Origin of the sequence: Amycolatopsis sp. NBC_01286 (genome assembly GCF_035982555.1) — a bacterium.
Taxonomy (GTDB): Bacteria; Actinomycetota; Actinomycetes; order Mycobacteriales; family Pseudonocardiaceae; genus Amycolatopsis.
Window position 1 is genome coordinate 2,559,246 of record NZ_CP108428.1, and the last position, 19,967, is coordinate 2,579,212.

The 19,967-nt window shown below is 69.3% G+C and carries 22 protein-coding genes; 8 read left to right on the plus strand and 14 right to left on the minus strand.

Annotated elements, in window-relative coordinates; translation table 11 throughout:
- The first annotated feature begins 89 nt into the window (after window positions 1-89).
- From OG570_RS12430 to OG570_RS12445, 4 genes are all read left to right on the plus strand, one after another.
- Window positions 90-896 (plus strand): hypothetical protein, encoded by an 807-nt coding sequence (locus tag OG570_RS12430; RefSeq protein ID WP_326956581.1) that lies wholly within the window; start codon window positions 90-92, stop codon window positions 894-896.
- 29 nt (window positions 897-925) lie between these two features.
- On the plus strand, window positions 926-1,363 hold the full coding sequence (locus OG570_RS12435; protein WP_326956583.1) for a hypothetical protein: 438 nt from the start codon (window positions 926-928) through the stop codon (window positions 1,361-1,363).
- Between the two features lie 27 nt (window positions 1,364-1,390).
- The gene (locus OG570_RS12440; RefSeq protein WP_326956584.1) at window positions 1,391-2,137 is read left to right on the plus strand and encodes an SDR family oxidoreductase; all 747 of its coding nucleotides are present in this window, start codon (window positions 1,391-1,393) and stop codon (window positions 2,135-2,137) included.
- 176 nt (window positions 2,138-2,313) lie between these two features.
- Window positions 2,314-2,727 carry a VOC family protein gene (locus tag OG570_RS12445; RefSeq protein WP_247059298.1) on the plus strand — a complete coding sequence of 138 codons (414 nt, stop codon included), beginning with the start codon at window positions 2,314-2,316 and terminating at the stop codon, window positions 2,725-2,727.
- 1 nt (window position 2,728) lies between these two features.
- Here the strand turns inward: OG570_RS12445 and OG570_RS12450 are convergent, their stop codons facing one another.
- The 4 genes from OG570_RS12450 to OG570_RS12465 all read right to left on the minus strand — a co-directional run bounded on the left by OG570_RS12450 (window position 2,729) and on the right by OG570_RS12465 (window position 7,476).
- Window positions 2,729-3,406: a DedA family protein gene (locus tag OG570_RS12450; protein WP_326945229.1), complete on the minus strand. Its 678-nt coding sequence runs from the start codon at window positions 3,404-3,406 to the stop codon at window positions 2,729-2,731.
- A gap of 130 nt (window positions 3,407-3,536) precedes the next feature.
- Complete coding sequence (locus OG570_RS12455) at window positions 3,537-4,358, minus strand: YceI family protein (protein WP_326945228.1); 822 nt, start codon at window positions 4,356-4,358, stop codon at window positions 3,537-3,539.
- A complete protein-coding gene (locus OG570_RS12460; protein ID WP_326945227.1) occupies window positions 4,355-6,946 on the minus strand; it encodes an MFS transporter in 2,592 nt (863 codons plus the stop codon). Before OG570_RS12460 ends, OG570_RS12455 begins: the two co-directional genes overlap by 4 nt.
- Window positions 6,943-7,476 carry a MarR family winged helix-turn-helix transcriptional regulator gene (locus tag OG570_RS12465; protein WP_247059290.1) on the minus strand — a complete coding sequence of 178 codons (534 nt, stop codon included), beginning with the start codon at window positions 7,474-7,476 and terminating at the stop codon, window positions 6,943-6,945. Before OG570_RS12465 ends, OG570_RS12460 begins: the two co-directional genes overlap by 4 nt.
- A gap of 264 nt (window positions 7,477-7,740) precedes the next feature.
- On the opposite strand from OG570_RS12465, the gene OG570_RS12470 reads away from it, so the two are divergent.
- Both OG570_RS12470 and OG570_RS12475 read left to right on the plus strand, forming a co-directional pair.
- Window positions 7,741-8,166 carry a PPOX class F420-dependent oxidoreductase gene (locus tag OG570_RS12470; RefSeq protein WP_326956585.1) on the plus strand — a complete coding sequence of 142 codons (426 nt, stop codon included), beginning with the start codon at window positions 7,741-7,743 and terminating at the stop codon, window positions 8,164-8,166.
- A 131-nt stretch (window positions 8,167-8,297) separates the two neighbouring features.
- Window positions 8,298-9,689 carry an FAD-binding oxidoreductase gene (locus OG570_RS12475; protein ID WP_326945225.1) on the plus strand — a complete coding sequence of 464 codons (1,392 nt, stop codon included), beginning with the start codon at window positions 8,298-8,300 and terminating at the stop codon, window positions 9,687-9,689.
- Between the two features lie 67 nt (window positions 9,690-9,756).
- On the opposite strand, the gene OG570_RS12480 is transcribed toward OG570_RS12475, so the two are convergent.
- From OG570_RS12480 to OG570_RS12495, 4 genes are all read right to left on the minus strand, one after another.
- Window positions 9,757-10,467: a DedA family protein gene (locus tag OG570_RS12480; protein ID WP_326956586.1), complete on the minus strand. Its 711-nt coding sequence runs from the start codon at window positions 10,465-10,467 to the stop codon at window positions 9,757-9,759.
- A 45-nt stretch (window positions 10,468-10,512) separates the two neighbouring features.
- Window positions 10,513-10,902, minus strand: a complete 390-nt coding sequence (locus OG570_RS12485) for a hypothetical protein (protein WP_326956587.1) — start codon at window positions 10,900-10,902, stop codon at window positions 10,513-10,515.
- Between the two features lie 23 nt (window positions 10,903-10,925).
- Entirely contained in the window at window positions 10,926-12,077 is a 1,152-nt protein-coding gene (gene nagA / locus OG570_RS12490; protein WP_326951713.1) for an N-acetylglucosamine-6-phosphate deacetylase, read from the minus strand.
- 91 nt (window positions 12,078-12,168) lie between these two features.
- Window positions 12,169-12,741 carry an RNA polymerase sigma factor gene (locus tag OG570_RS12495; RefSeq protein ID WP_247063810.1) on the minus strand — a complete coding sequence of 191 codons (573 nt, stop codon included), beginning with the start codon at window positions 12,739-12,741 and terminating at the stop codon, window positions 12,169-12,171.
- Between the two features lie 189 nt (window positions 12,742-12,930).
- On the opposite strand from OG570_RS12495, the gene OG570_RS12500 reads away from it, so the two are divergent.
- Complete coding sequence (locus tag OG570_RS12500) at window positions 12,931-13,215, plus strand: YciI family protein (RefSeq protein ID WP_326945222.1); 285 nt, start codon at window positions 12,931-12,933, stop codon at window positions 13,213-13,215.
- Here the strand turns inward: OG570_RS12500 and OG570_RS12505 are convergent.
- From OG570_RS12505 to OG570_RS12530, 6 genes are all read right to left on the minus strand, one after another.
- The gene (locus tag OG570_RS12505) at window positions 13,210-14,145 is read right to left on the minus strand and encodes a PDR/VanB family oxidoreductase (protein WP_326956588.1); all 936 of its coding nucleotides are present in this window, start codon (window positions 14,143-14,145) and stop codon (window positions 13,210-13,212) included. The genes OG570_RS12500 and OG570_RS12505 overlap by 6 nt on opposite strands.
- 119 nt (window positions 14,146-14,264) lie before the next feature.
- The gene (locus OG570_RS12510) at window positions 14,265-15,134 is read right to left on the minus strand and encodes a metal-dependent hydrolase (RefSeq protein ID WP_326956590.1); all 870 of its coding nucleotides are present in this window, start codon (window positions 15,132-15,134) and stop codon (window positions 14,265-14,267) included.
- Entirely contained in the window at window positions 15,131-16,603 is a 1,473-nt protein-coding gene (locus OG570_RS12515) for a flavin-containing monooxygenase (RefSeq protein ID WP_326956591.1), read from the minus strand. Before OG570_RS12515 ends, OG570_RS12510 begins: the two co-directional genes overlap by 4 nt.
- Window positions 16,604-16,684: 81 nt before the next feature.
- The gene (locus OG570_RS12520) at window positions 16,685-17,158 is read right to left on the minus strand and encodes a pyridoxamine 5'-phosphate oxidase family protein (protein ID WP_247059279.1); all 474 of its coding nucleotides are present in this window, start codon (window positions 17,156-17,158) and stop codon (window positions 16,685-16,687) included.
- Window positions 17,159-17,167: 9 nt separating this feature from the next.
- Complete coding sequence (locus OG570_RS12525; protein WP_326945218.1) at window positions 17,168-18,082, minus strand: SDR family oxidoreductase; 915 nt, start codon at window positions 18,080-18,082, stop codon at window positions 17,168-17,170.
- Window positions 18,083-18,164: 82 nt separating this feature from the next.
- The gene (locus OG570_RS12530; RefSeq protein ID WP_326945217.1) at window positions 18,165-19,073 is read right to left on the minus strand and encodes an aldo/keto reductase; all 909 of its coding nucleotides are present in this window, start codon (window positions 19,071-19,073) and stop codon (window positions 18,165-18,167) included.
- Window positions 19,074-19,145: 72 nt separating this feature from the next.
- Here OG570_RS12530 and OG570_RS12535 point away from each other — a divergent pair, with 72 nt between their 5' ends.
- A complete protein-coding gene (locus OG570_RS12535; RefSeq protein WP_326945216.1) occupies window positions 19,146-19,967 on the plus strand; it encodes an LLM class F420-dependent oxidoreductase in 822 nt (273 codons plus the stop codon).

A 19,967-nucleotide genomic window follows, 5' to 3' on the forward strand; every position in this document is an offset into this window, starting at 1 on the left:
GCGAGCAGATGACCTCTCGGTCACCGAGGGTTGCGTTGGCGTATTCGTTGCTTTTGCAATCTGACTGAACCGTAAGGGGTCACGTCATCATGCTCAACCAGACGGTCAGGTCGACTCTCCGCCACGCGCTTGGAGTTATCCTGCCGGTCGGTGTTCCGATTCTTTCCTTCCTTGCAGCTGCCAACCAGGGGGCGGTGAAGGCATATTTGATCATCGGTGTGATCGTTTGCACCGCGGGTAGTGCGCTGTTGGCTGTTCGTAAAGAAATCCGGGTCAGGCGAGCGAGTCTTGAGGTCGAGTCGAGCAAGGAACGACTACGCATCTCACTTGCCGAGACCAGTCAGCCGTTGGTGGCCGCGTTGGGGCACGTGTCGGCCTCGCACGACCTCCGGGAGAAGCAATCCGCTATCAAGGTGCTCTTAGGGCTGGCGCTGAAGACCTTGCGCGGTCAGTGCGGTTGCGGTAGTAGGGAGAGTTATCGCAGTTGCTTCTACCTGCTCGATGGCGATCGACTCGTTCGAGTGAACTACGAAGGTCGACCGGGTGAGACTGCGCCAAGGAAGACGTTCGATCCGGCGGACCACAGCGACAGCGACCGAGATCGCCAGGCAGATGCACGCAACGCGGTGGACCGGGCGTTGGGCGAAGATGCTCTGCTTGTCAAAGATCTGCACGTTGAGGCGCCCTCCTACATGGTGAAACCCAAAGAGCGAAGCTATCGGACGATGTTGTCGGTTCCCGTAAATGCGGACGCACAGAGATTCGGGCTTTTGTCAATTGATTCACCCGAGCAGGAGACTCTGAAGGATATTGACAGAAGGTATATAATGTTGATAGCTGGCGTTTTGGCTGCCGGGCTTGCGCAACTGAAGTTCGACGAGCTTTCGCTGATCTAGGTTTGGTGAGTCCGTGAGGGGTGCTGTAAATGAGCAAGGTGACCAAGAAGCCTGCTGGCAGAGTGTCCGATGATCATTATCTCACGTCGATCAGATCGGCGGAGCGAGATGCTTTCCTAGATGGAAAGCTCACGTTGGACGAGTATCTCGAGTACGCGCGCAAGGTCGCTCACGGCGGGGTGATGGCAAGCAAGGCCATAGCTGTCGAGGACCAGCGGCTACGGAGAGCTAGCCGTCTACTTGCGGTGTTCTCTCGTCTCACGTTCTTCTTTCTTGCTCCCGTGGCCTATCTGGTCATCGGCGTAGTCGCGATTTTCAACCACCCTGGGTCGGCGATTGGGTGGTTGAGTGTGACAACGGCCGCTGTGGTGGTTGCCTTCTCAGGGTTGTTCTCGCGTTGGTTGCGAAAGTCTGAATCAGGCGTTATGTCGCATTATTTTTCGCACGGCGGTTCGCCTGAGGCCTAGTGATGCTCACCTCGCATACTGAAGTGTATGACAGGAGTTCTGATCGTCACCGGCGGCAGCCGGGGGATCGGTGCCGCCATCTGTGAGCTGGCCGCATCGCGGGGGTACGACGTCGTCGTCAACTTCTCGGGTGCTGCCGCGCCCGCGGAGGAGGTCGCGGAGCGCGTGCGGGCCTTCGGGCAGCGAGCGCTGGCGGTCCGCGCCGACGTCTCGGCCGAGGACGACGTGCGCGCGTTGTTCGACGCCGCCGCGTCCCTCGGGCCGGTCGACGCGCTGGTCAACAACGCCGCCACCACGGGAAACACCCCCGGCCGGCTCGACGAGTACGAGGTCGACGTCGTCCGGCGCACCCTCGACGTGAACGTCACCGGCGTCTTCCTCTGCTGCCGCGAGGCCGTCCGCCGGATGTCGACGCGGCACGGCGGCGCGGGCGGCGCGATCGTCAACATCTCCTCGACGGCCGCGCGCACCGGCTCGGCCGGGGAGTGGGTGCACTACGCCGCGTCGAAGGCCGCCGTCGACACCCTGACCTTCGGGCTCGCCCAGGAGGTCGCGGGTGAGGACGTCCGGGTCAACGCCGTCGCGCCCGGGATGATCCACACCGGGCTGCACGCGGCGGCCGGCCTGCCGGACCGGATGGCGAAGTTCGCCCCGCTGATCCCGATGGGCCGCGCCGGCCAGCCGAGCGAGATCGCCGAAGCCGTGCTCTGGCTGCTGTCGCCGGCGGCGTCGTTCACCACCGGCGCGGTGCTGGCCGTCGGTGGCGGTCGGTGATCGTGCGCGTACGTTACGATACCTCGAAATAACGGTCGGTCACCAGCGTCCGCGTACTGGGACGGCCGGAGACGGCGAGATCACGATTGTCCCGGGAACTTGGTCACCGACGTTTTGCCAAGCGAACGCTGTGCAACTCTGGGGAGCCGCCACGCGAAAGGACGGCTTCGAAAGCCATGGCGAAACTCATGTCCGTGCACCACTTGGCGCTGACCGTGACCGACGTCGACCGCAGTGTGCCGTGGTACGCCCGGGTCCTGGACCTCGAGGAGGTCACCCGGCGCGAAGAGCCGGACACGGGACTGCGGAAGGTCGTGCTGCGCTCCGCCGGGGACGAGTTCTCCGTCGTGCTGGTGCAGCACGCCGACACCGGCCGACGCGGCTTCGACGAACGCCGGACCGGGCTGGACCACGTCGCGTTCAAGGTGGGTTCGGTGACCGAGCTGGTCGAGTGGGAGGACCGGCTCGCCGAGTTCGGCGTCTCCTACCTGCCGGCCGCGCCGTCGCGCACCTTCGAGGGATCCCGGGTGGTCGTGTTCCGCGACCCCGACGGCATCCAGCTGGAGATCTGGGCCGACCCGGAACTCTGAGTCAGGCGCGCGCGTCGTCCGTCTCATCGGCCTTTTCGACGGGACGGCGCATTTCCTGGCGGTAGCGCAGCACGCCGTACGCGGTCCCGAACACGAAGAACGCCACGCTGGCCCAGAGCGCGGCCGTCTTCAGCCACGGCAGCACGTCCAGCAGGCCGGCGCCGTAGTAGCCGAGCAGCACGAGCGTCGGCACCCAGAGCAGCCCGCCGAGCGCCGTCGCCAGCATGAACCGGCGCGGGTCCATCCGGGCGGCCCCGGCGATGAGCGGCGCGAGCGTGCGGATCCACGGGATCCACCGCGCGGCGACGATCGCGAAGAAGCCCCGGCGGTCCAGGAACTCCTGCGCGCGTTCGAGGCTCTGCCGGTTGAGCACCTTGCCGTCGCGCCGCGCGATCAGCTTGGAGCCACCGGTGCGCCCGATGTAGTAACCGATCTGGTTGCCGAGCACGGCGACGATCAGCGCGGCGCCCGACAGCAGCCACGCGTTGAGGTCCGAGCCGTGCTGGGCCAGCACCACGCCGGCGCCGAACAGCAGCGAGTCGCCGGGCAGGAACAGGCCGATGATCAGCGCGCATTCGACGAGCACGAAGCTCAGCACGATCACCCAGACGAGCACGGGCCCGGCGGTGTCCAGCCAGCTCACGCCGACGCCCGCGGCCTCCACGCTCACGACGTTCACCCCCGAAGCCTACGTGCCCCAGGTGAACGTCCCGCGGCCAACGACCGAATCGAGCGGTCCGGAAGCCGCACCCCGCACCAACCGTGAAGGCCCCCTCACCAGCGGTGAGAGGGCCTTCGACGAGGGTTTCTCAGAACTGCGGCAGTGACTCGCCCTGGACCGCTTCGATGTCCAGTTCGACCTTCACCGTCGTGCCGACCGCCGCGACGCCGGCGCGGACCATCGCGCTGTAGTTGATCGCGAAGTCGTTGCGGTGCAGCTGCGTCTCGGCGTGGAACGCGACGCGGACGCCGCCCCACGGGTCCGGGCCCCAGCCGCCGTAGGTCAGTTCCAGCTCGATCTCGCGGCGCTCGCCGTGCAGCGTGAGGTCGCCGACCAGCGTCCACGAGTCCACGCCGCGCTGGCGCATCCCCCGGCTCGCGAAGGTGATCACCGGGTGGACGTCGACGTCGAGGAAGTCCGGCGACCGCAGGTGGTCGTCGCGCATCCGGATGCCGGTGTCGATGCTCGCCGCCTTGATCTCGGCGTGCACCGACGACTGCTCGGCCGGGCGGCCGATCTCGAGCCGGCCCGACACGTCCGGGAACCGCGCCTTGATGCTCGCGATGCCCAGGTGGCGGGCGGTCGCGACGACCGACGAGTGCATCGGGTCGATCGTCCACGCCCCGGCGGGCGGCAGGTCGATCGCCTCGGCGACCGGGGCCAGCACGACGTCGCCGAGCGAGCCGGTGCCGTCCGAGGCGATCTGCGCCATCCGGGCGACCGGGGTGTACCCGGCCGCCGTGACGACCGCGGTGTAGGTGCCCGGCGCGAGCGCGTCGGTGGCCACCTCGCCGCGGACGTCGGCCGCCTGCCGCGAGACCTGGCGCCCGGCCGGGTCCGTGACGGTGAGCACCGCGTGCTCCACCGCCCAGCCCTCGGCCGTGCGCAGGGTGGCGCGCAGTCCGGTCATGACCGGTCGACCAGCTCGTCGAGGGCCTGGTCGTAGCTCAGCCGGACGTCGTGGTCCGCTTCGCCACCGGTCAGCTCCACCTGGCTGGTCGCCGGCGGGTAGCCGCTCGCGACCACGGTGTAGGCGCCCGCGGGCAGGTCGCTGACCAGGTACCGGCCTTCGCTGTCGGTCCGGGCCACGGCGGCCACGTTGCCTTCGGGGTCGAGCACGGTGATCCGCGCGTCCGGGACGATCCGGTCGCCCTCGGTCCGCGCGGTGCCCGCGAGGAGCACCGAGCTGGCCAGCTCGACGTCGTGGCGCAGCACGCCGCTGTCCGGCACGGTGAGCGTCACCGCGACGGGCCGGTAGCCCGGGCCGCTGGCGACCAGGGTGTAGGCCCCGGCGCCGACGCCGATGAAGGCGTAGGTGCCGTCCGTGGTCGTGATGAACGCGCCGTTCACCTCGCCGCGGCTGTCGGTCAGGGTGACCGTGACGCTCGCCAGCGGCGCGCCGGTGGCGGCGGCCTTCACGGTGCCGGTCAGCTCGCCGGACCCGGTGAGCGTGACGTCGACCGTCGCCGGCCCGTTGCCGATCACGACGCTGGAGGCCTGCGGCTGGTGGCCGTGGGCCGACACGATCAGGACGTAGGCGCCCGGGCCCTGGCTGGGCACCGAGTAGCTGCCGTCGCCCGATCCGGTGGCCCGCGCGACCTGGCGGCCGCGCTGGTCGATCAGGGTGAGCGCGGCGCCCGCGACGTGGCTGCCGTCCTGGCGGCGCACGTGCCCGATGACCGGCACGCCACCCGCGCCGACCGGGGTGTCGATTTCGGCGTCCGAGATCGAGTTCGTGATCGGCAGCGCGCCCGACACGGCCTGGTAGTCACCGTGCCCGTTGCTCAGTGCGTGCTTCCCGCCGCCCACGAGCGCCGGTTCGCGGTCGAGCGGGCGGACCGGCTCGACGATCTCGGTGGGCGCGTCCGCGAAGTCGTCGGCCTCGGCATCGGCGTCGAGGAACGCTTCGCCGCCTTCGACCGCCGCCGCGGCGGGGTTCATCCCGGCCAGCGGGATCTCCTTCATGAACAGCAGCACGACGGTGGCCAGCAGGGCCACCGCGCCCGCGACGTAGAACACCGTGGTGATCGATTCGGTGAAGCCGATCAGCACCGGGGTCTTGATCGCCTCGGGCAGGTCCTGGATGCCGCTGGTGTTCTCGGACAGGTTGGCGACCCCGGCACCCGCACCCGCCGGCAGCTTGCCGCCGAAGGCCTTGGTGATGTTCGGGCCCAGCGTGTTGAACAGGATCGTCAGGAAGATCGCGACACCGGCGGTACCACCGATCTGGCGGAAGAACGTCGCCGACGCGGTCGAGGCGCCCATGTCGCTGCGCGGGCCGGCGTTCTGCACCGCGATGACCAGCGTCTGCATGCACTGGCCGAGGCCGAGGCCGATGATGGCCGCGGCGACCAGCGGGTGCCACAGCGCCGAGTTGTACTCGACCTGCGCGAAGAAGAACGCGCCGACCGCGATCAGCAGGGTGCCGAGGATCGGGAAGATCTTGTAGTGCCCGGTCTTGGACGTGATCCGGCCGGAGACGATCGAGCTGGTCATGATGCCCGCCATCAGCGGCAGCATCAGCAACCCGGACTCGGTCGGCGTGTAGCCCTGCACGACCTGCATGAACTGCGGGATCATCGTGATCGCGCCGAACATCGCCACACCGACGATGACACCGCCGATGATGGCCACGGTGAACGTCGAGTTCTTGAACAGCCGCAGCGGGATCAGCGCGGCGTCCTTCATCAGCCGTTCGATCAGGATGAACGCGATCACGCCGACGCCGCCCACGACGTAGCAGAGGATCGCCTTGCCGTCGCCCCAGCCCCACTTCTGGCCCTGCTCGGCGACGATCAGGAACGGCACGACCGCGACGACGAGCGCCAGCGCGCCCCACCAGTCGATCTTCTGGTCGTGGCGCTCGTGCGGCACGTTCAGCACCTTCGCCACGACGAACAGCGCGATGATGCCGATCGGGACGTTGATCAGGAAGACCCAGCGCCAGCCGGAGATGCCGGCCAGGGTGTCGAAGCCGGCGAAGAAGCCGCCCAGCACCGGGCCCAGCACGGTCGAGAGACCGAACACGGCGAGGATGTAACCCTGGTACCGCGGGCGTTCCCGCGGCGGGACGACGTCACCGATGATGGTCATGGCCAGCGACATCAGACCGCCGGCGCCGAGGCCCTGGACCGCGCGGAACGAGGCCAGCTCGTACATCGACGTCGAGAAGCTCGAGGCCAGCGAACCGGCGACGAAGATCGTGATCGCGGCGAGGTAGAACGGCTTGCGGCCGTAGATGTCGGACAGCTTGCCGTAGATCGGCGTGACGATCGTCGAGGTGATCAGGTACGCCGTGGTGGCCCACGCCTGCAGGTCGAAGCCGTGCAGGTCGTTGGCGATCTTGACGATCGACGTGCCGACGATCGTCTGGTCGAGCGCCGCCAGGAACATGCCGCACATCAGCCCGCTCAGGATCGTGACGATCTGGCGGTGGCTCAGCTGCGGCAAGGCCTTCGACGGCAATGGCAGATCGGGTTTTTCGACGGTGGTGCTCATGCAGTGGCCCCCTTGGCCGGTGCAGCGGTCGGCGCCTGCGCGTCCGCCAGCTGTGGAGAGTGTTTCTCGATACCTGTGTTGAGCCGGCCGAAGAGCCGGTTGAGGTTCTGGCGGTCCGTTTCCGACCAGTCCTCGAGCACTTCGGCCAGCCACTGATTGCGTTGCTTGCGGTTCTCTTCGAACACCCGGAGGCCCTCGGCTGTCGGCGCGAGCAGGCAGGCCCGCCCGTCCTCGGGGTCGGCCTGGCGCTCGACCAGGCCGTGCTGGACGAGCGAGCTCGACTGCCTGCTGATCGTCGAGATCTCGGCGTGCAGCGACTCGGCCAGCCGGCTGGTGCGCTGCGGGCCCTCGTGGATGAGGGTGAAGAGGATCGCGTAGGCCGCCCGCTCGATCCCGTCCGGTCCCTGCTTGGAGACCTGGGACTTCGCCTTGTTGATCAACCGGATGAAGCGCACGAGCTCATGGCCGAGCGAGTCGGCCAGATCCAGTTCGGCCCGTGGCCGGGCTGCTGCTGAGCTGTCGGGTGCCATGGTTGGTCCTCACGCGGCTTTGGTTGGCGGCTGCAACTAGTTGCCTCAGGCAAGGATGTGCCTTTACGGACGGTTCTGCAAGCGAGGACCGCCCGATGTGTCACAACACACTTTAGTTGCCGTATGCAAGCAGATTCCCGTGCCCCAGTTTGTCGCTTCTGTGCGGTTCGAGGGCGCTGAGCTGCGCTTATGGGTGACACCCGGCCGTGTGAGCGCGTCCTCCGGACTGCGGAACAACGACGGCGCCGACGGGTTGGAAGGGGTATGACCGACGACACAGCGTTGAGGGAATTCATCACCGCGCGCCGCCACGGCGTCCTGGCCACCATCCGCCGCGACGGCCGGCCGCAGCTGTCCACCATCACCCACCTCTACAACCCGGAGACGGACACCGTCACCGCGTCCATCACCGAGACCCGGGCGAAGACGAAGAACATGCGCCGCGACCCGCGGGTCACTTACCACGTGGGCAGCGAGGACGGCTGGAGCTACGTGGTCGCCGAGGCCCGCGCGGAGCTGACGCAGCCGGCCGCCGCGCCCGACGACGCGACCGTGGAGGCCCTGGTCGGCTACTACCGCCGCGCGGCGGGCGAGCACCCGAACTGGGCCGAGTACCGCGAGGCGATGGTCACCGACCAGCGCGTACTGCTGACCCTGCACTTCGACAAGGTCTTCGGCGTGATCCGCTGACCCGGGCGTGTCCTGAAGGGCACCCTCATGGCTTGTATGTCCCTGAAGGTGCCCTTCACGGCATTGCGCGGACCGGGCGGATTCGAAAGAAGATTTCCGCAGTGCGGACTATCCGGGCTTACCATGAAGTCATGAGCGACGAAGCTTTGGTCACCCGGCTCCGCGACCTGCTCGGCAAGAGCGCCGTGCTCACCGACTCCGACGTCACGGCGTCGTATTCGCGCGACATGATGCCGCTCGCGCCGTCGGGCACGCCGCTGGCCGTGGTGCTGCCCGAGAACACCGAGCAGGTGCAGGCCGTCGTGAAGGCCTGCGCCGAGGCGAAGGTGCCGATCGTGCCGCGCGGGGCGGGGAGCGGGCTGTCCGGCGCCGCCAACGCCATCGAGGGCTGCGTGGTGCTCGCGCTGACCAAGCTCAACGAGATCGTCGAGATCGACGCCGGGAACCGGCTGGCCGTCGTCCAGCCCGGGGTCGTCAACCTGGACTTCCGCAACGCCGTCGAGAAGCACGGCCTCTTCTACCCGCCGGACCCGTCCAGCTACGACTGGTGCACCCTCGGCGGCAACCTCGCCACCAACGCCGGCGGCCTCTGCTGCGTGAAGTACGGCGTCACCACCGACTCCGTCCTCGGCCTCGAAGTCGTCTTGGCGGACGGCGAGATCCTCCGGACCGGGCGCCGGACCGTGAAGGGGGTCGCCGGGTACGACCTCGCGCGGCTGTTCGTCGGCAGCGAGGGCACGCTCGGCGTCATCACGCAGGCGACCGTGCAGCTCAAGCCGCTGCCGCAGGCGCCGGCGACGTTCGTCGCGGGCTTCAGCAGCACCGAAGCCGCCGGTGAGGCCGTCGCGCGCGTCGTCCGCGAAGGGCTTGTGCCGTCCCTGCTGGAGATCATGGACGCGTCCTCGATCAAGGCGTCCGAGGCCTACCTCAAGACCGACCTCGGCGCGGGTTCGGACTGCCGGGCCCTGCTGCTCGGCCAGTCCGACGCCGGCGGTGAGGTCGCCCGCCGCGAGCTGGCCAAGCTCGAGCAGATCTGCGTCGACTGCGGGGCCGACCTCGCGTACACCACCGAGGACCTCGAAGAAGGCCGGATGCTGCTGCAGGCCCGCCGGGTCGTGCTGACGGCCCTGGAGACCTACGGCCTCTGGCTCACCGACGACGTCTGCGTGCCGCGCACGCGCATCGCCGAGCTCATCCGCGGCTGCGAAAAGGTCAGCGAAGACGTCGGCCTGCGGATCGCCGTGGTCGGGCACGCCGGCGACGGCAACATGCACCCCACGATCGTCTACCGGCCCGAAGACCCGGACGAGTTCGCCCGCGCCCAGCGCGCGTTCGACGAGATCCTCGAGATCGGGCTCTCGCTCGGCGGCACCGTGACCGGCGAACACGGCGTCGGCAAGATCAAGCGCGAGTGGCTGGAACGCGAGATCGGCCCGGTCGGGATGCGCGTCCACCGGGAGATCAAGCGGGCCCTCGACCCGGAGAACCTGTTCAACCCGGGCTCGATGTTCTCGATGACCTGATCCGCGGAATGGCGAAGGGCCCTCACCGCCGACCGGTGAGGGCCCTTCGCCGTTTCTACGGAAAGAATCAGTCCTTGATGCGCGGGATGCGCTGCGTGACCTCGGGGTCGGACGACGCCATCGCGGCCGACGCCTTCTTCTCGCGCCGCGACTTGAGGTACTCGAACAGGATCGGGACGACCGAGACCAGCACGATCAGCACGAAGATCGAGTCGACGTTGTTCCGGATGAAGCCGATGTTCCCGAGCAGCGACCCGAGGATCGTGATGCCCGCGGCCCACAGGATGCCGCCGATGACCGTGTACGTGAAGTAACGCTTCGGATCCATCCGGCCGATGCCGGCGATCCAGGTGATGAACGTCCGGACGAAGGGCACGAACCGGGCCAGCACGACCGCCTTGGGGCCGTGCTTCTCCAGGAACTCGTGCGTCTTGTCGATGTACTCGCGCTTGAAGAACTTCGAGTCCGGCCGGTTGAACAGCTTGGGTCCGGCGAAGTAGCCGAGGTAGTACCCGACGACGTTGCCGAGCAGCGCCGCGACCGTGACCAGCACACACACCAGCCACAGCGAGGCGTCGAGGGTGCCGTTCGCGATGAACAGGCCGGCGGTGAACAGCAGGGAGTCACCGGGCAGCACCGGGAAGACGCTGCTCTCGATGAAGATGATCAGGCACAGCACCGCCAGGACCGGCGTAGTCAGGCCGCTCAGCAAGTGCTGCGGGTCCAGCCATGACGGCAGCAGCGACATCGTGTTGACCGTGCTCTGGGCGAGAATCACCTCAAAAACGGTACAGGGTCACCCTGAGTGCCTGATAAGACCCGTTCAGACCAGGGTGAGCAGGCCCACCACGGACCCCGCGGCGAGGCCCAGCAGGACCGCCAGCATCAGGATCCAGTACGCCGGGAGCTGCGCGCCGGACGACGCCGGCTGCCGGACGGTCTCCGGCTCCGGGCGCGGGGTGAACGTCGTGGGCGCGTCGGCGTCGGCGTCGTCCAGCGCCGCGCGTTCCCGCTCGAGGGAGTCCGCGCTGGCGCCGGAAAGCAGCCCGTACGCCGAGGGCAGCTCGGCGGGGGTGGCCAGCGCGTCCGTGGGCACGGCGTCGGTACCCGGCTCGGAGTCCCGGACCGGGGCGGGCGACACCTGCGGGGCGAAGACGGCCTGCGCGCGAAGGGCGTCCGCCAGCAGCTGCTCGGGGTCCTTCGGCTCGCTCATCCCGCCCGTCTCCTCGTGTTCGTTCAGGTGCTCAAGGTAGCCGTTCCCACCTCGGCGACCCATTGTCCCCGCCGCAGCACCTTGGCCGGCCGCAGGTCCGTGTCGAGCACGACGATGTCCGCCACCTTGCCCGGCGTGAGCGAGCCGGTGCGGTCGGCGATGCCGAGCAGCTCGGCGGGCCGCAGCGACGTCGCGTGCACGGCGTCGAGGATGCCGAGCTTCGCACCGTTGAGGAGGTTGCGGAAGGCGGTGTCCATCGTCAGGGTGCTGCCGGCCAGCGAACCGTTGTCCGCGAGGGTGGCGACGCCGTCGTGCACGTCGACCTCGAGCCGGCCCAGCGTGTAGCGGCCGTCGGCGGCGTCGGTGGCCGACATCGCGTCGGTGATGAGCACCGTCCGGTTGCGCCCCGCGTGCTTGGCGGCCAGCCGCACCACGGTCGGGTGCAGGTGCACCAGGTCGCAGATGAGCTCGATGGTGATGCGCTCGTCGTCCAGCAGCGCGCCGACCGGGCCGGGCTCGCGGTGGTGCAGCGGGCGCATGCCGTTGAACAGGTGCGTCGCGACGCTCGCGCCGGCGTCGATCGCCGGCAGCAGCTGCTCCTCGACGCCGTCGGTGTGCCCGATGGCGGCGATGACGCCCGATTCGGCCAGCTGGCGGACGGCCTTCACGCCGCCGTACAGCTCGGGGGCGATGGTGACCATCCGGATCGCGCCCTGGCCGGCCCGCAGCAGCTTGTCGACCGTGCCCGTGTCGGGCTCGAGCAGCGTCTCCGGGTCGTGGGCCCCGCAGCGGGCCTTCGAGATGAAGGGCCCCTCCAGGTGGATGCCCGCGACCTCGCCGTCCTGGACGATCTCACGCAGTGCGGCCACCTGCTCACGCAGGATGTCCACGGGATCGGAGACCAGGCTGGCGAGCATGGTCGTGGTGCCGTGACGGCGGTGCGCTCGCACCGCCGTCAAGAGCTCCTCGGGATCGAGGGAGGTGAACGAAGCACCTCCCCCGCCGTGGCAGTGGGTATCGACGAATCCAGGTACGACCAGTGCCCCGCCGACGTCCACGTGCTCGCCGGACGGCGGGGTCCCCGAACCCACGCCGGCGATCCGCCCGTCGGAGACGGCTACCCAGCCGTCGTCGAGTACACGGTCCGGGGCGGCGACCCGGCCGCCCATGATCACGAAATCTCCGGCGCCTCTCACGCACCCCAGCATATATTGGTCTGGACCAAGCATGGTGATACGACTCAGTGATCGGGATGGTCCACCCGGGTCACTGTGGGGCCTGCATGGCCTTCTGGAGGGCCTCGAGCGCCCGGCTGGCGGTCGACTTGACGGTACCCTTCGAAATGCCTGCGGCCTCAGAGATCTCGGCTTCGCTCAGTCCGCCGTAGTAGCGCAGCACCAGCACCTCGCGCTGGCGGGGCGGCAGCTTGGACAGCGCGCTGACCACGGCCTGGTGCTCGCTGGAGAGCATCGCGAGGCTCTCCGCGGACCGCGCGTTGACCGCGTGCGGCGGCACGTACTCCCGGGCGGTCTTGCGGCGGCGCAGCACGCTGCGCGACCCGTTGACCACGGCGGTGCGCAGGTAACCGACAGCAGCGGCGGCGTCACGCAGCCGGCCCCAGTTGCGGTGCAGGCCGGTGAAGGCCTCCTGGACCACGTCTTCCGCGGTCGCGGGCTCGTCCACCAGCAGAATCGCCAGCCGGACCAGCCGCATCCGGTGCTGGCGGTAGAGGTCTTCGAGGTTCAGCGGCGCCGGCGTCTGCACCGGCGCCGGCCCGTCCATGACCCGCAAGTGGCCGAGGGTCGCCTCGACACTGCGTTCCGCATTGCCTTCGAGCATGAACCCCTGCCTGTCCTCGACCCCGGTTTGCACGGTGTGCCGCGTCAGCAGGTTCACGGTATTCACAGCGCTCACACAGGTACTGACGCACACCTAGCCTATCGGGTTGGCCCCGCGTCGCCAGCGTTCGGATGCTGGGACACAGAGTAGCGTCGGTCGCATCCCGCCCGTCCGAGCACGGAGATCCACATGGCCTGGTACCTCGTCGAAATCACCTACGTCCAGGAGAAACTGCAGGAGGTGCGGCCCCGCCACCGCGAGTTCTTGACCAAGCTCGCCGAGGAGGGCCGCGTGGCGGTCGCCGGCCCGCTCGGCGACGGCACCGGCGGCGTCACGCTCTACCAGGCCGACGACGAGGCGCACCTGCAGGAGACGATCGGAAAGGACCCGTACTTCCTGGAGGGCGTCATCGCCGAGCGGACGGTCCGCGAGTTCAAGCCGGTCATCGGCGCCTGGCTGCCCGAGGGCTCATAACTCCAGCACCGCGGGGCCGCGGTCGACGCAGATCCGCATCGATCCGCCGTCGGCCGTCGGCACCGCGCAGGTCCCGCAGAAGCCCTGGCGGCACGAATACGGCGTGTCGGGTAGTGCTTCCCGGACGACGTCGAGCGCGGACCGGTCGCCCGGGACGTCGAGCACCCGGCCGGACCTGCGCAACGTGAGCGTGAACGGCGCCCCCGCCACGATCGGCGGCGGCGCGAACCGTTCGAAGTGGACCGCGCCCGTGGTCAGGGCCAGGTCCACCCGGAGGCCGGCGATCATCGGCACCGGACCGCAGCAGTACACCGAAGCGCCGTCCGGCATGCCGTCGAGGAGTTCGGCGCCCGACGCGGGGACGCCGTACTCCGCGTCCGGGCGGATCCGGACGCGGTCGTAGTGCGCGAGTTCGTCCAGGAACGGCATCGTCGCCCGGCTGCGGCCGGTGTAGACCAGCCGCCAGTCGGCTCCCTTGGCGGCCGCGCGGTGGACCATCGGCAGGATCGGCGTGATCCCGATCCCGCCGGCGACGAACCAGAACGGCCCCTCGCCGACGAACGGGAACGCCGTGCGCGGCCCGCGCACGGTGACCCGGGCGCCCGCCCGCAGCGCGTGGACCTCGGCCGACGCGACGCCGATCCGCCGGACGGCGATGCGGTAATGGTCGTTTTCAGTCGGGTCGCCGCACAGGGAGTACTGCCGGACCAGGCCCGACGGCAGCACCAGGTCGATGTGCGCTCCCGGCCGCCAGCTCGGCAGGGGCGTGCCGTTCGCCAGGCGCAGGCTGACGACGCCCTCGGCTTCGGGGCGCACCGCTTCGACCGTCAGCGGCAGGTTCCGGTCGACCGCCCGCACCGGCGGCCGCCGCTTCCCGCTGACCTGCGAGAGCCTGCGGTAGGCCCCGACCACGCCGACCAGTGTGGACATCAGCCGATCGGTCCGGTCGCTGCCGTCCAGCCGGGTGGGGCGGCCAAGACCGGCACTTTCACGTGAAAGCGCCCACCTGGGGGCGGCACTTTCACGTGAAAGTGCCGCTTCGGGCTCGGTCACCTCGGTGCGTCCGCCGCCCGGGCGGCGGGCGAGGACGCCAGGTAGGCCACGGCCTGCTCGGTGTTGCCGGTCTCGGTCGGGTGGTACGACTTCCGGAAGTACGGCCGGATCTCGCGCAGCAGCTGCCGCCCGGTCGGCAGCAGGCCCTTCTTCGCCGCTCGGCGATAGCCCCGGAGCGACGCGCGGCCCGGGCGTGTCGGGTCGTTGCGCATCAGGAACCGCGTCCCGCGGGCGAAGACCCACGCCAGCACCGGCGTCACCGCGGCCATGCTGCGCACCCGGCGGGTGTAGCGGCCGTCGAGGTGCGTGAACAGGTCGTAGGCGACGGACCGGTGTTCGACTTCTTCCGCGCCGTGCCAGCGCAGCAGGTCGAGCATCACCGGGTCCGCGCCGGCCTCGGCGAGCGGCGCGTCGAGCACCCACTGGCCGAGGAACGCCGTGTAATGCTCGATCGCGGCGATGATGCCGAGCCGTTCGACCAGCCACTCCTCGGCGGCTCGGCCGGTGAGGTCGCGGTCGCCGAGCAGCTTCCGGAACAGCCACTCCATCTGCGCGATGTAGGGCCGGACGCGCACGCCCGCGGCCTCCAGGTGCGCCGCGGCGCCGTCGTGCGCCTCGGCGTGCACGGCCTCCTGGCCGATGAAGCCGAGGACGTCCTCCTTGAGCCGCTCGTCGCGGATCAGCGGCACGGCCTGCTTGAACACCTCGACGAACCAGCGCTCGCCCTCGGGCAGCGCGAGGTGCAGCACGTTGATGGTGTGCGTGGCCTGCGGTTCGCCGGGGATCCAGTGCATCGGCAGGCTCGCCCAGTCGAAGTGGACGTCCCGGGCGTGCAGGACGACCTGCTCGTTGTCCTCGCGGGTCATTGCGCACGACCGGAAAGCTCGTAGTCGGCGGGGTCCACCTTCCGCGTCTCCAGCCAGTAGCGCCAGGTGAAGCCCGGCCAGATGGTCCGGTTGACACCCTTGGCGTCGAGGTACCAGCTCTTGCAGCCGCCCTGCGTCCAGACGCCCTTGACCAGCTTGTCCTGGATCTCGCGCTGGAACTCGTCCTGCACGCCCGGCCGGACGTCGATGGCGGCGGCCGCGCGGGAGTCGGCGAGCTTGATGGCGTCGACGACGTAGCACGACTGCGACTCGATCATGAAGACGACGGAGTTGTGGCCCAGCGCGGTGTTCGGGCCGAGCAGGAAGAACAGGTTCGGGAAGCCGGACACGGTGATGCCCTTGTGCGTCCGCATCCCTTCGACGGCCCACTCCTTGGCCAGGTTGCGGCCGTCGACGCCGGTGATGTCCAGGTACTCGAGCGCGTCGGTGACCTTGAAGCCGGTGCCGTAGACGATCGCGTCGACCTCGTGCTCGACCCCGGCGGCGTCGACGATCGAGTGCGCCTTGACCTCCTTGATCCCGGCGGTGTTCACGTCGACGTTCGGCCGGTCCAGCGCCGGGTAGTAGTCGTTGGAGATCAGGACGCGCTTGCAGCCCATCGTGTAGTCGGGCGTGACCTTCTTGCGCAGCGCGCGGTCCTTGATGCCCTTGGAGATGTTCCGCTTGGCAATCAGCTCGCCGGCCTTCATGACGCCGGGGTGGCCGTTGAAGCCGATGGCGCGCGCTTCGAGGACCCAGTAGAGCGCGTTGCGGTAGGCGCGCTGGGTGCCGGGGACGCGGCGGAACAGCGTCTGCGCCCACTCCGGCATCGCGTGGTCGGGCTTGGGCATGATCCACGGCGGCGTCCGCTGGAAGAGCGTCAGCTCGGCGACGTCCGGGGCGATCTTCGGGACGAACTGGACCGCGCTGGCGCCGGTGCCGACGACGGCGACGCGCTTGCCGCGCAGGTCGTACTCGTGGTTCCACTGCGCGGAGTGCCAGGTCTGGCCCTGGAAGTTCGCGATCCCGGGCAGCTCGGGGACCTGCGGGATGTGCAGGCCGCCGACGCCGGAGACGAGGAACTGCGCGGAGAACTCCCGGCCGTCCTTGGTCGTCGCCGTCCAGCGGCGCTCGCGCTCGTCCCAGTGCGCGCCGGTGAGCTCGACGCCGAAGCGGATCTTCTCGCGCAGCCGGTACTTGTCCGCGACGCCCTTGAGGTAGCCGAAGATCTCCGGCTGCGGCGAGAACGACCGCGACCAGTCCGGGTTCTGCTCGTAGGAGAACGAGTACATGTGCGACTGCACGTCGCAGGCGCACCCGGGGTACGAGTTGTCGCGCCAGGTGCCGCCCACCTCGGTGGCCTTCTCCAGGATCACGTAGTCCCGGATGCCGGCCTTTTCGAGCTGGATCGCCTGGCCGAGCCCGGAGAACCCGGTGCCCACGATCACGACCTTGAACCGCTCGGTCATCTGTCGGCCTCCGCTGCGCTGGGGGTCTGCCGCAGATGACGTTACCTCAAGTAACAGTTACTTGGAAGTATTACCTACCCGTTAGTACGCCCCGCCGAGCTTCGTGTGGTCCCAGCTGACGATCTTCGTCGGGCGGAAGACCAACCCGACCCGCTTGGGGGCCTGACCTGCGATGAAGCCGCTCAGCTCGGACGGTACGGGGTCGCCCGGCTTGGCGCCCGCGTAGCGCTGCATGAGCGTGATCCCCATCCGGGTGACTTCCTCGGTGTCTTCGACGAGCTCGACGTCGGCCTCCAGCGAGACGCCGCGGAGCTTCTCGTAGCTGCCGCCGTCCTCGATGAGCACGGTCGCCTCCGGCAGCCGCCGCAGGTTCTTCGCCTTCTGCGACGTGCCGTACGTCCAGGTCGCGACGCCGTCCTCGTGCGGGTAGTACCAGAGCGGCGCGAGGTGCGGGCGGCCGTTCGGGCCGACGCTGGCGACGTTGATGACCTTCTGCTCGGCGAAGAACGCGCGGACCTCGTCCTCGGTCATCCTGATCTGGTCGCGACGTGACATCCGCAGCTCCTACGACTTGGTGGTGGCCGCGCGGCCGCCGTGCCCGGTGACCGCGGACTCGAACGCGCCGCGGGCCTCGATGTCGGCGAGCGCGGCCCTGTCCGCCGAAGGTACCCGGCTGCGGGACCCGATTTCGATGATCGGCGGCAGGAACGCGCGGAACAGCTTGAGCCCGCCGACCCAGCGCGGCACGTGGATCGTCCTGGCGCGCTTGAGGATCCCGGCTTCGAGGTCGTCGAGGGCGACGTCCAGCGGGTAGGTCTTGCCGATCAGGCCGGGCATCGACGAGCGGAGCTTGCCGAACACCGGATGCGCGTCGGCGCTCTCGACCAGGTCGGTGCGGATCCACGTCGGGTGCGCGACGCCGACCTTGACACCCAGGTGGGCGACCTCGGCGCGGAGGCTGTTGGAGAACGCCTCGACGCCGGCCTTGGCCGCGGAGTAGTTCGCCATGCCCGGCGCGTGCGTGATCGCGGCGAGCGACGAGATGGCCAGCAGGTAGCCCTTGCGGTCGATGACGTGCGGCAGCGTGACGCGGAACGTGCGCCAGACGCCGAGCAGGTCGACCTCGATGACCTTCTCGAACGCGGCCCGGTCGACCGAGCGGACGAAGCCCGCGGTCGCGATGCCGGCGTTCGCGATGACGATGTCGATCCCGCCGAAGTGCTCGACGACCCCGGCCGTGGCCGCCTCGAGCGCGTCCCAGCTGGTGACGTCGGCTTCCCAGGACTTCGCGTTGGCGCCGATGCGGTCGGCGACCTTCCGCTGCTCCTCGGCTTCGAGGCCGACGAGAGCGACCTTCGCGCCGCGCGCGGCGAGGCGTTCGGCCAGGCCGGCTCCGATGCCGCGGGCGGCGCCAGTGATGAGGACGACTTTGCCGTCGACCTTCTTGGTGCCGCTGAGCAGCGAAAACGGGTTGGCCACGGTGCCCTCCTGGACGTCGCACGTCGCTTCTGAAGGGCACCGTACCCCAACTTACCCGCAGTAAGCTACCCAAGAGTAGGCATCAGGCTTCGCTCAACTCGGTGATTTCGGCGCTGGTCAGGTCGAGCGTCACCGACGCGATCAGGTCGGTCAGCTGCTCGGGCGTCCGGGCGCTGGCGATCGGCGCGGCGACCGTCGGCTGCGACCGCAGCCAGGCCAGCGACACCGTGGCGACCGAAACGCCGTGCGCCTGCGCGATTTCGTCGAGCGCGGCGAGCACGCGCTCGCCGTGGGCGTCCAGGTAGGACGACGCGCGGGCGGCGCGCGGGCTGTCGACCGTCTCGTCCTTCGAGCGGTACTTGCCGGTCAGGAACCCCTTGGCGAGGGCGAAGTACGGCAGCGTGGCCAGGCCTTCGCGCTCGACGAGCGGCGCGAGGTCCTGCTCGTAGTCGCGCTCGACGAGGTTGTAGTGCGGCTGCAGCACGGCGTAGCGCGCGAGGCCGTTCTTGTCCGAAATGGACAGTGCCTCGGTCAGCCGCTCGGCGTTGTAGTTGGACGCGCCGAGGTAGCGGACCTTGCCCGCGCGGACCAGGGCGTCGAACGCGGTGAGCGTCTCCTCGAGCGGGGTGTCCGGGTCGTCCCGGTGCGCGTAGTACAGGTCGATGTGGTCGGTTTTGAGGCGGCGCAGCGAATCCTCGGCCGCGGCCTCGATGTTCTTCGCCGAGAGGCCCGGCCGGCCGTCCCACATGCCGACCTTGGTCGCGACGACGACGTCGTCCCGGTTGCCGCGCGCGGCGAGCCAGTTGCCGAGGATCTCCTCGGAGCCGCCGCCCCCGCCGTAGAGGTCGGCGGAGTCCACGAAGTTGCCGCCGGCCGCGGTGTAGGCGTCCAGCACGGCGAAGGACTGCGGCTCGTCCGCCGTCCAGCCGAAGACGTTGCCGCCGAGGTTGAGTCCGTACACGTCGAGGTCGGTGTTGCCCAGCTTGGTCATGTCACCACGCTAGCTTTCCCACGAACTGGGAGGGTGGGAGGAAAACCGCCGTCCCACGCGTTGGAGTGTTCCATGGCAATCGAACTGGGCAAGCTCGGAATCTGGCGGTACCACGGGAACGTCGACGCGAAGTTCGCGGCCGACGCGGAGGAGCTCGGCTACGGCGCGATCTGGCTGGGCGGCTCACCCGGCGGCGACCTGGCGCACGTCGACGACCTGCTCGCCGCGACGGACTCGCTGGTCATCGCGACCGGCATCGTGAACATCTGGCAGGACGAGCCCGCGGACATCGCGAAGGCCTACCACCGGATCGCCGGGAAGTTCCCGGACCGCTTCCTGCTCGGTGTCGGCGCGGGGCACCGCGAGGCGACCAAGGAGTACAAGAAGCCGTACGCGGCGCTGGTCGACTACCTCGACGGCCTCGACGCTGCGGGCGTCCCGGTCGAGGGCCGGGCACTGGCGGCGTTGGGCCCGAAGGTGGTGGCGTTGTCGGGCGAGCGCACGGCGGGCGCGCACCCGTACCTGACGACGCCGGCGCACACGCGTGACACCCGCGAGATCCTCGGCGCGGGCAAGCTGCTGGCCCCGGAGCACAAGGTCGTCGTGTCGACCGACGTCGCCGAGGCGCGGGCGATCGGCCGCAACACCGTGAAGTACTACCTCGGGCTGTCGAACTACGTCGCCAACCTGCGGAAACTCGGCTTCACGGACGAGGACCTCGAGGGCGAGGGCAGCGACCGCCTGATCGACGCGCTGGCCCTGCACGGCGACGCCGACACGGTGGCCCGCGGCCTGGCGGCCCACCTGGAGGCGGGCGCGGACCAGGTGATCGTCCAGGTCCTGAACGAGGACCCGTGGCCGGCGTACCGCGCGCTGGCGGCGGCGCTGCGCTGA